General features: G+C 42.6%; 6 protein-coding genes. 2 read left to right on the top strand and 4 right to left on the bottom strand.

The genetic code is table 11. The annotated features are described in order from the left end of the window. The first annotated feature begins 497 nt into the window (after positions 1 to 497). Positions 498 to 2,759 carry a DUF1796 family putative cysteine peptidase gene (locus tag AC5JMF_RS24030; RefSeq protein WP_495798220.1) on the top strand — a complete coding sequence of 754 codons (2,262 nt, stop codon included), beginning with the start codon at positions 498 to 500 and terminating at the stop codon, positions 2,757 to 2,759. Between the two features lie 340 nt (positions 2,760 to 3,099). On the opposite strand, the gene AC5JMF_RS24025 is transcribed toward AC5JMF_RS24030, so the two are convergent. Genes AC5JMF_RS24025 through AC5JMF_RS24015 form a run of 3 tightly spaced genes read right to left on the bottom strand, consistent with a single transcriptional unit; the run spans position 3,100 to position 8,910 of the window. Next, positions 3,100 to 6,186, bottom strand: a complete 3,087-nt coding sequence (locus tag AC5JMF_RS24025) for a PAS domain S-box protein (protein ID WP_495798219.1) — start codon at positions 6,184 to 6,186, stop codon at positions 3,100 to 3,102. Positions 6,187 to 6,188: 2 nt separating this feature from the next. Then, on the bottom strand, positions 6,189 to 6,644 hold the full coding sequence (locus AC5JMF_RS24020; RefSeq protein WP_495798221.1) for a response regulator: 456 nt from the start codon (positions 6,642 to 6,644) through the stop codon (positions 6,189 to 6,191). A gap of 7 nt (positions 6,645 to 6,651) precedes the next feature. Then, positions 6,652 to 8,910, bottom strand: a complete 2,259-nt coding sequence (locus AC5JMF_RS24015) for an ATP-binding protein (RefSeq protein WP_495798218.1) — start codon at positions 8,908 to 8,910, stop codon at positions 6,652 to 6,654. A gap of 388 nt (positions 8,911 to 9,298) precedes the next feature. Between AC5JMF_RS24015 and AC5JMF_RS24010 the strand changes: the two genes are divergently transcribed. Further along, positions 9,299 to 9,706 (top strand): response regulator, encoded by a 408-nt coding sequence (locus AC5JMF_RS24010; protein WP_495798217.1) that lies wholly within the window; start codon positions 9,299 to 9,301, stop codon positions 9,704 to 9,706. Positions 9,707 to 9,887: 181 nt separating this feature from the next. On the opposite strand, the gene ygfZ is transcribed toward AC5JMF_RS24010, so the two are convergent. Beyond that, complete coding sequence (ygfZ, locus tag AC5JMF_RS24005; RefSeq protein WP_495798216.1) at positions 9,888 to 10,883, bottom strand: CAF17-like 4Fe-4S cluster assembly/insertion protein YgfZ; 996 nt, start codon at positions 10,881 to 10,883, stop codon at positions 9,888 to 9,890. Positions 10,884 to 11,027: the final 144 nt, after the last annotated feature.

Genomic DNA, 11,027 nt, shown 5'->3' with positions numbered 1-11,027 from the left:
TATGCCGTAGGCTTTACGCTGACGCTCGTACCTCGCTACCGCTTCGCTAACGCTAACGCTATCGAGGACTCGCTCTAAGCGAAGCTATGCCGCAGGCTTTACGCTACGAAGTGCGTAATTAAGTTTTGTAATGGGGATTTAGCGCAAAGTCACTCTTTGGGTTTCCTCCGAGATGACGGCAGTTGTTCATGGGGGAAACCACGCCACTTGCGCGGCTGCCGGGAAACCCGAAGGGCGCAGTGGCTCCCCAAGATCACACTGCCTCAACTTTGTAAGACAGACCCCAACACAAAACTTGCCGATCATACAACCGGGGGACTTAAACCCACGGAGCTAGTTAACTTAATCTTATCCTCTTTTTGATTTTTTCTTAGTTGCACCAAGATGACTAATACGATACATTATCATATTATATGTACTATTTTTAACATATATCTACGGGTTTGTAGCCTCCTGTCTGGTATCGTACTCTTTAAATCAAGAAGAATCCTACTACTATGTATCGATTCCAGATTATTGCATATACCCAGAAGGGTGAATCCATTGGTATTGTTGGTTCTAGTCCTGAGTTGGGGCTGTGGGATATCACTAAATGTATTCGCCTGCGTACAAGTGCCGATCGCTATCCTTTATGGTGGACAGATACAGAAATTAAGATTCAGCCATCTATTGAATTAGGCGATTCAGCAAAATTTGAGTATAAATATATACGCTTCGATCCAAAAGGTAACGCTCAATGGGAGAGCTTTCTCGGTACAAACCGCTGGGTACCGCTCAATCATGAGCAGCATCCTAGCACTGTAATTGTGGATGATGGCGCATTTGGTTATGTACAGCCTCATCCGTTTGGATACATTGAGGAATCTGCTGTCAGCAATTCCCTAGATCAAGTACCTGAAGGGCTAAAAATCTTAGTTATTGGTAGTTCTGTTGCCTTGGGTCATAAAGCTTGGCTATTAAGGAATTGGGTCTGGTTTTTGACACAAGCTTTACAGCAAAAATACGGACACCAAATTGTAAATGTCTCGGAGGTAGGGGCGAATGTCAGTAGAACGATCGCCCGCTTTGAGTCAGTTGTCACACCAGAACAACCGGATATCGTCATTATTGCCTTGTCTTTGGGCAACGAAGGGTTAGCTTACTGTCCTCCCCACGAACGACGCGCAATCCAAAGGCGGTTTGAAAGCGGCTTGCAGCAGTTGGTAAAAATGACGCGGGACATAAGAGCAATACCAATGCTGGGTGGAGTCTACCCTCATGGCGATTATTCCCCTGAGCATCACTGGTTACTCAATGATACACATAAACGGATGCTGAGTTGGGGTATACCAGTGCTGGATTGGTTAGCAGCAGTAGACGACGGACAAGGACGCTGGAAAGTGGGGATATCCTTCGATCCGGCTCATCCCAATACAGCCGGTCATCACCTCATGTATCAAGCGATCAATCTAAACCTATTTGCGATCGCCAAAGACGAATTAGATCAACAAAAACAACGCTGGCAGCAGCCGAATGAAGTTCCCGTCTACAGTGATGGTATGGGCTTCCATGTCTGGGCACACACCACGCAAAAGCATTTGCGGATCGTCAATTCATCAAAATTATATAGTTATACTATTGCTCCTTATTGGCAGGAACTACAAACTGCACTGCAAAGTAAAGCAGGATTATTACCAGGTATCTACGTTGCCAAGAATACCCAACCAGGGATACTCCCCTTCTTTGCTGTACAAGAGAATGGCCAAATCGAAACCACTGTGGAAATCTCGCCTGGTGCAGACTTGGAATATAGTGCTGCCTTTAATCTCTTTTCACCAAACAACTCACAGCTTTTGTTCTATGACGGGCAATTAGGAATTTTGCAAAAGGATGATTGCCACCTCTGGGTGGTTAACGAATCAAATAACGAATACAACATCCAACCCATGTGGCAGGAAGTACGCCTAGCACTCAAAGCCATGCCATCAGGTGTTTATGAAGATCCGCTACACCCCGATGTTCCCTTCCGCACCTTGATGATTGGCAACGATGGCTTAGAAAGCCGGGTGAAAGCACCGCCCAGGTCTGCTATATTATTTCAACACAAATGTCAATTATCAGACATCAGTCGGGTGGCAATTCTTCCCCTTGGCGATCGCTGTGCTGTCCGCATGATGCTGTATAAGATGGAGTACGATGGGCCCGCTTTTCCCTTTGATCTAACCCGCACCACCAAAATTGGGGATGTTGCAGATGCGATCGCCAATGGTTTTTATGACATGTGGAACCCTGCCTTCCTGCACTATAGTCCTGACGCAGGCAGAATCTACCACAGCAAGTGGACGGGTTTGTCCTTTGCCCATGAAGTTGAGGATACAGACGACCCCATCAACGATATGTCTGTTGTGTATGAACGGATGCGCGTTCGCTACACAGCGCGTTCTGAAAGGTTTTGGTATGTACTCAGGCACTGCGATCAAGTGCTTTTTGTCCGTACAGGTATCGCCGACCGTAGTAGTGTGATTGACCTGGTCAATAAGTTAGAAAAACAATGCCAGGGTAAGCCATTTCAACTTTTGCTGCTTTCTCCCCAATCTGACCATGAGTTTTTAGACCTGCCTCAAGTCCTGCACTACAATGTAGAGTTTAATCCCGATCGCATGTATGACGATTTGGGACACTGGATGTACTGCACAGAGGTGATGCGAGGAATCCTCGAATCTCTGGGAATATCGAGCAAAAACCTCTTTTGGTGTCCGCCCAAAATACCAAAGCGGTGAGAAACTAGGTAATATCATGTCCGTTTAAAAACTTATGATTTGGCTGACGCGGAGATAGGGAGACGCAGTGAGACAGCGAGTAAAGGAGGGTTTCCCTCCGCAGGCGACTGCGTTAGCGCAGCGTTAGCGAGCTTGCGAGCGTCACCCGAAGGGGGACAAGGGAGAAATTTTTATGATAAGTGATTAGCCGGACATGATATAAATCTCACAAAAAGCAGAGATTTTAGTCCACTTAAGTGGACTTGACCTAATAAGAGCGAGAATTTATTCTCTGGCGGGAGATTGGGCAGGTGCAAGATCTAGGTAAAAAGATGTCTCCGGCTCACTACGGACTGATCTATTATACAAAAGGTAGTTTAATGGTAAAAATAGCTCCTTGACCTTCACCAGAACTATCGGCTTGAATAGTACCACCATGCAATTCTACGAGATGATGAGCGATCGCTAAACCCAATCCTAACCCTCCTTGCTCATGAGTGTGATGTCCTTGATGGTAACGTTCAAATACGTAGGGTAAAAACTCAGGGCTAATACCGATACCCGTGTCAGTAACAGTAATTTGAGCATAGTTGTCAGTTGTCAGTTCGTGACCACTCACCATTGACAACCGCACCTCGACTCGTCCACCAAATGGGGTAAACTTGATCGCGTTCGAGAGTAAATTTCCCAGCACTTGCAGCAAGCGATTGTAATCACCAGCAATGGTTGCCATGGAGTCGTCAAGTATCGATTCTAGAACGATACCCTTGGCGTTAGCAGATGGATAAGCTGTCTCAATCGCTAATCTCACAATGACGGCTAAATTAACTCGATTAATCTCCAGCTTCAGTTTGCCACGAATGATCCGAGACATATCTAGCAGATCTTCTAGGAGTTTGGCTTGAGATTTGGCGCTGCGTTCGATGGTTTCTAAGGCATTGTTAAAGGTATGTTGATCAAATTGCCGAGTTCGTAGCAGTTTTGCCCAGCCGAGAATGGCATTCAGCGGCGATCGCAAGTCATGAGATACCATAGCCACAAACTCATCTTTGGTTCTGTTGGCTGCTTCTGCTTGGGCGCGGGCGACTTGCTCTAATTGTAAAAGTTGGTGACGTTCAGCTTCTAGGTGTTTGCGATCGTCAATATCTGTACTTGTGCCAAACCACTTAATAACACTCCCTTGGTCATCTTTAATTGGTACAGCCCTGGCTAAATGCCAGCGATAGATGCCTTCACGGCTTTTGTAGCGCATTTCTTGTTCATAAGGCTCCCCTGTGCGTAAGGCTTCCATCCATCCTTGGATAGCTAAGTGAACATCATCTGGATGTACGATTTCTGTCCAGCCAAATTTCATTGCTTGGTCGATTGTTTGCCCAGTAAATTCATGCCATCGCTGATTGACATGCTCATATTCTCCATCCAAATTGCAAATCCACACCAGTTGCGGCATGGCATCAGATAAGTAGCGATAGCGTTCCTCGCTTTGGCGCAGGGCTGCTTCTGCATGTTTGCGTTGGGTGAGATCGAGAACAAAGCAAACGCTGTATCCTTGCGTCTGTCTGCCTTCTATTTGTGCAACTCCCAGGAGGATCGGCACACGAGTACTATCTTTGCGGATATATTCCTTTTCAAAAGGAGTGCAAATTCCAGAGGTTTGCAGTTCTTGGATTTTTTGTTGATCGATGGCTTGATATTCTGGCGGTGTCATGTCATTCCAGTGCAGACTTCCCGCTGCTAATTCGGCGCGAGTGTAACCAACTATGTCTAAAAAAGCATCGTTGGCCTCATATATGCGTCCGCTGAAGTCACCGAAGTAGATACCGACTACATTTGATTCTACAACCCGGCGGAACTTAGCTTCGCTTTGGCGTAGTGCAGCTTCATCTGATTTGCGATCGCTAATATCTGTGGTACTGCCAACTGCCCTAACTGCTTGCCCATTAGCATCTCGCGTAATTACTCCTTGATCCAGCACATACCGATATTGCTGATTTTTGTGACGCACTCTATACTCAACGCTATAGTGATTTTGATTGGCAGCCATTACCCGAAAGTAGTCACTTAAACTACTCTTATCTTCTGGATGAACTAGTTCATTCCACCATTGCTGATTTGCTTGTGTTTCTTCCAAAGAGTAACCTAAGATGCGGGTGATTCCTTCGGTTCTATCAACAGTGTTTTTCTTGATATCCCAATCATAAATCAAACAATTAACCGCAGCTGCTGCTAGTTGGAAACGCTCATTACTTAAGCGTAACTTCTCCTCTATTTGCTTGCGTTCTGTAATATCAATGACTGTACCTACAATCTGATGTAGTGACCCGTCAAGATTTCTGGTAAATATAGTATCTCGACTAAAAAACCAACGCCATTCGCCGTTGGCATGTCGCATTCGATACTCATTTTCGAGAATTGCACCATTTTCAGCTGATGCAAATTGCTGGAATTTAGTATGAAATTGAGCAAAATCTTCAGGATGCATCAAAGTGTGAAGTAAATCACCGCTCAAATCTGGAATTTGCTTTTGGGTATAGCCAAGTAGTTCTCCCACCTGATGATTAATATAGACATTTTGCTGTGTAACCAAGTCGTAAACATATAATAATCCTGGTGTAGTATCGGCAATGCGGGCAATAAAATTCTGAGTTTGTCGCAACTGTTCCTCTGCCTGTTTTTTTTCTGTTACATCCCGCCAAGATGCAACTAAGCCATCTCCCATTTTGGTAGCGCGAATATCAAAGACTCTACTTAATTGGGGTTTGCTATTAAAGATAATCGATTCTCTAACTAAAGATTCGCCAGTTTCTGCAACTTGGCAATATTCATCAAACAGACCACTTGTACGGTAAGCAGGTAGGATTTCACATAGTCCTTTACCAAGATGTTCTTCTTTATTGAGTTGATGACATTCACAGGCTACTGCATTCATATAATCAATGCGAAAGTCTACTATTTCCCCCGTTTGATTCCGCATGGCTGAGTAAATGCCAAAGCAGTCAAGCATGTTTTCTACAGAAGTGCGAAAACGCTCTTCACTGCGTTGTAGTTCCTGGCTCAGTTGTGTATTTTTGATTGCTGAGTAGATAGTAGAACACAAACCCTCTGCTGTCGTTTGTCCTTTAACTAGATAGTCATGCACGCCACTTTTCATTGCTTGTACAGCGATGGTTTCATTGCCATAGCCTGTCAACATAATTACAGGTGGTATAATTCCTTGGTGCTGCTGTTTTAATTGCGCGATAAATTCCAGCCCATCTAAGTCTGGGAGCAAAAAGTCTAATAAAATACCATCAGGCTGAAGCTGCCGACATAATGCTAATGCTCCCTCCCCCGATTCTTCCTCGAAAATTTTGTAGGTATGTTCTTGGTCTTGCAGCAGATAACGCCGATAGACCAGGCGGTCTTCAGGACAATCGTCAACGATTAAAACAGTCAGCGGTTGAGCCATGACTACTTGCTAACAGCATCTGGGAGAATTACAATATCCAGCCAATAATCTATGAAGCACTGAATAGTTTGCACTAGTCTTTTGATATCGATTGGTTTAAGAATATAACTAGCGACGCAGTATCGGTAACATATTTCAATATCTCTGGGGTTAGAAGAAGTGGTAAAGATCACCACAGGTATATTTTTTAAGTCTTTACTTTGTTTGATTTGTTCTAAAACTTCTCGTCCATCGGTTCCAGGCAAATTGAGGTCAAGTAAAATCACCGAGGGACGGGGAGCAATTTGAGGATCTGTATAAGACCCAGTGCGATAAAGAAAGTCCAGTGCTTCATCACCATCGGTACAGCGGAACACAGGATTAACTACGGCTTGTCGCTGCATGACTCGACGCAAAGCTTCATAATCTTCGTCGCTGTCTTCAATTACCAGTAACGGTTGGGCGGTCTTACTAATCATCATCTATTCAGTCCACTCCTTGCAATGTGAAATAGAAAGAACTACCTTCACCATAGGTAGACTCCACCCAGATTTTACCGCCATGACGCTCCACAATTTTCTTTGCAATTGTTAATCCTGCTCCTGTACCACCGCCATATTTACTTGGGCCGTGGAGTCGTTTGAAAATGCGGAAAATAGCGTCAAAGTGTTTTTCACGAATACCCAAACCGTTATCGCGGACATAGAAAATTATCGGTGCTGTTGGATGATCGATATAGCCAATTTCAATCCATTTTTCGGGTTTGTCGTTGTATTTGATGGCATTAGCGATGAGGTTATTGAAGACTTCGCCAACTTGGATGCGATCGCAGTACACTGTTGGTAATGGTCTAGGAATCCGGATCTCTACCTTCATTTCCTCAACCCGAGCGCTCAGCAAATCCAAATTTCGATGTACCACACCATTGAGATCAGTGTCCTGTATAGAAAGGTCTACCCTTCCTAAACGAGAAAAATGCAGTAGTGAATCGATTAAATCTTCCATCCGCTGAGTCAGACGTATCAGCGTTCTTAATTTATTCCTACCTTCCTCGTCTATGGTTTCGCCGTAGTCTTCTATTAAAAAATTTGAGTAATTGTGAATTCCCCGTAGCGGTTCTTTCAAATCATGAGAAGCAATATAAGCAAAAGCATCCAATTCATTATTACTCCTTGCTAATTCAATATTTAGCTGTGCCAATTCATCTGCTTTTCGCAATACTACGCCAATAATAGAGCTTCTTAACTCTAACGCTGCACTCACCTCGCTGGGTTTCCAGGGATAAGACTTCAACAACACCGTTTCTTTCCATAACTCAAAAGATTTACGGGGTGATAGGTGTATACTGCCATTTCCATCTACTTTTATCGGCTTATTTGGGTTCCCCCCCCAATTAACCGTTTGTACTATTTCTGGACGAAACCATAAAACACAGTTTTTCTGAGTTTTAGAAAAAGAAAGCGCCATCAAACCACTAGCTACATCCCGAATTTTCTCCGCTTGGGGATAAACTGACGATAAACTATCAGTATAAAAAATTTCTTGATGGTGATTTTGATAAATCCATTCCACCAAATCTTGAATATCCTCTTTTGCTGGGATGTTACCAACGGTTAAGCATTCTTTGTCAAAACAGATTGCTGCACCTTGAGCATTCACAAGATTGAGTAAATTAGGTTGATGTTTGATTAAACCTTCAATAAAGTTTTTTTCTGCTGACATGTACTCAACTAATTTACTATGGATAGATTTTAGCTGGATTTTATATTCACTATCTTCACTATCTTCTCTAGCACCCAATTCTAAAGATGTCATTTGTCCTAAAAATTCACAGGCATTACGAATTTCATAAGGAATATATTTGGGTGATTGATGATGACAGGCAATTAATCCCCAAAGTTGTTTATCTTTAATAATTGAAATCGACATTGATGCTGTCACACCCATATTGTGAAGATACTCAATATGGCAACGCGAGACACTCCGCAACACCGAGTTGCTTAAATCCAAAGGCTGCTCATTTAAAGGATTATTTTCAGGTAATATTGCTACTGGTTGGTAATTAGCATCGGGGATGATTCTCAACCAGTTTTTACTAAAAAGTTGTCTAGCTTGTTTGGGAATGTCCAAAGCAGGATAGTGTAAGCCTAAATAAGCAGGAAGTTGCTCAGCTTTTTCTTCAGCTATCACTACACCGCTAAAATCAACGTCAAACTGATAGAGCATCACCCGATCAAAGTTGGTAATTTTTTTGATTTCTTTGACAAGTATTTGCCCTAGTTCAGCTATATTAGCTGCACTTTGCAGTTTAGACATCGCTAGTTTAACTAGGTGATAAAATCTAAAAAAAACATTATCTTTTTCTGAAAATGCAGGCTCTAACTCTAAAATTAGTGATTGATCAGAACGATGAATTATACCATCAAAATGTACAATTTTGTTATGTGATTTAATCGTTAATTCAATGGGATTACTTAGTTGTAATTGTTCTGAGGATGAACAATCTTTCAAAAAGTTGATTTGATCTGCTTCTAATAAATTACTTAGAGGCTGATTGAGTAGTGCTTCAGGAGCTACACCCAAGAAAGAGTAAGTATTCTCACTGGTTTGTATAATAGTTAGCTCTGGTTCTTTTAATACTAAAAGCAATCCATGGGGTTGAATCGAGCCGGGGATGTGGATTGGTTCGTATTCACAGTTAGTAATATCAAATTCAAAAGAAATAGTAATATCGTTATCGCTCACTTATTGGTACCAATAAATACAAGTATTTTTATCATCAATATATATTTAATTTTTTGCGATATTTTGATATTATTCTCTATCTAAAGAGATATATCTAAAGTTAGATGTTGACAGATACAAATAAAATTTTCTCATTAAATATACTATTTATTAACGGAAAATTTATAAATGTCAATAAACCTCAACATAGATGAAATTAAATATAGATAAGCATGACAAATATAGGCGAATAATTAGGAGAGAATTTGATTATAGCTAGAGAAACTGAGTGATTTTCTCGAAAAAAATTGGTGCGATCGCATTCAAATCGCCAATGATATAGTTATCAAGGGAAAAGAAGAAGCTTACTCAAGATAATTCATTATTTCCCAAAGTTAATGGAGATATTATGCAACCTTCTCTACCTCTTGCGGGCTTAAATATTCTGGTAGTTGATGATGATGATGATAGTCGTTTTTATATTACTACTGTATTAGAAGCAGACGGAGCTAACGTTATGACAGTTGCATCCGTAGCAGCAGCACTAGAATTACTCTCAAAATTGCAACCAGATATCTGTGTTTGTGATATCGCTATGCCTGGTGAAGATGGCTATAGCCTAATTCGTAAGGTGCGTAGAATGCAACCAGATAGAGTTGGAAAAGTCCCTGCCATTGCCCTAACTGCCTATGGTGACAGCGAGGATCAACTACGTGCTTTAGAAGCAGGTTTTCAGACTCATGTTGCAAAACCTGTTGATCCAGGAGAGTTAGTTACAATTGTGGCAGATTTGGTAAGTACTTTTCAGAGGGTGTAGGGTATTGCTTCTCCTATCGCAGACGCTCTTGCTAGCTTGCTTCCCCGTAGGGGTACGACTTTACTCAGCAACCAATACCCATATATCCTAGTCTTTGTAAGATTAATTACGAATTACGTTAGCGCAGCGGTAGCGAGTCCTCGATAGCGTTAGCGACGCAGGAGCGTCGCGTCATTACGAATTACGAATTATCCATTGGGTATTCGTGAGAAACAAAGGGAATTTCTACTATTTCACCTTCTGTCTCTCCAACTTGAACTTTTAAACCCGCACCACCAGCTTTGGTGCGAATGTAACCCAAACCAAAGTAACCATCAGTAGTTTCTGTATAGCTTGTAAGTTTACCAATTTTTTCGTCTTGAATGGCGATCGCACTGCCAACTTCCGCAGGGGCACGGAGACGAATTCCCCATAGGTGTTGCTTTACACCTTTGTATGTATTTAACCGAGCGATGGTTTCTTGCCCAATATAACAACCTTTGTTAAACGAAATCGTCTGCCATAAACCCACTTCTAGCGGATTATAATCGTCTGTTAGTTCTGCATCTGGAGTTGGGCGTCCTTGTAATATTCGCAACACATCCCAACCGCGATCGCTCAACTCTAGTGCCCCTAATTGTAAAATTTGCTGCCATACCTTCTGTCGAGCAGCAGCTGGCAAAATTAACGTATACCCAGGTGAAGCTAAGCCGCTACCCACAGCAACGCGCACATCACCGTCAACTAAAAGATGATTAGCGTAGGGTTGACTAATAATTGCCCCTGCACCTAACTTTTCTACAACAGCATCACTTGCTGGGCCAATCAGGCTGAAGGTTGCAGTTTCATCAGTAATATCAGCTAGTTGTACCTTGTCAGCAAAAAAGATATAACGATCAAGCCATTGCATCACAAACTCACGACGACTGGGCGAAACCAACAGTAGCACCGCATCATCGAGAACGTAGCTACTCACCAAGTCAATCGTGCGAGCAGTAGATGTCACCATTACAGTATCACAGCCTTGTCCTGGCTTGAGACTTTGGAAATCGTTAGTACTTTGATTGTGTAAAAATCGGAGACGCTCATCATCATAAACACGGATGCGTCCCCAGTGCGAGCGGGAGCATACAGCAACCCCCACTGTTGCGGCTTGGATAGCTGCTGTGTCTTTACCGTCAATTGCAGATGTTGACATGATAATGAAATCGCCCTGTTTCAATGGTTCCGCATTGGGAATTCTAGCAAAAAATCAAGCCCTATCAATTCACCAACAGTATTCAGATTTTTGACATACCTCCTCGCCCTAAAAGTGCGAGGATTCCCAAGAATCACTTCTTGA

This window comes from Desmonostoc vinosum, from assembly GCF_059505385.1.
Note: the sequence above shows the minus strand (reverse complement) of the source record. Positions and strands in the feature narration are given on the sequence as shown.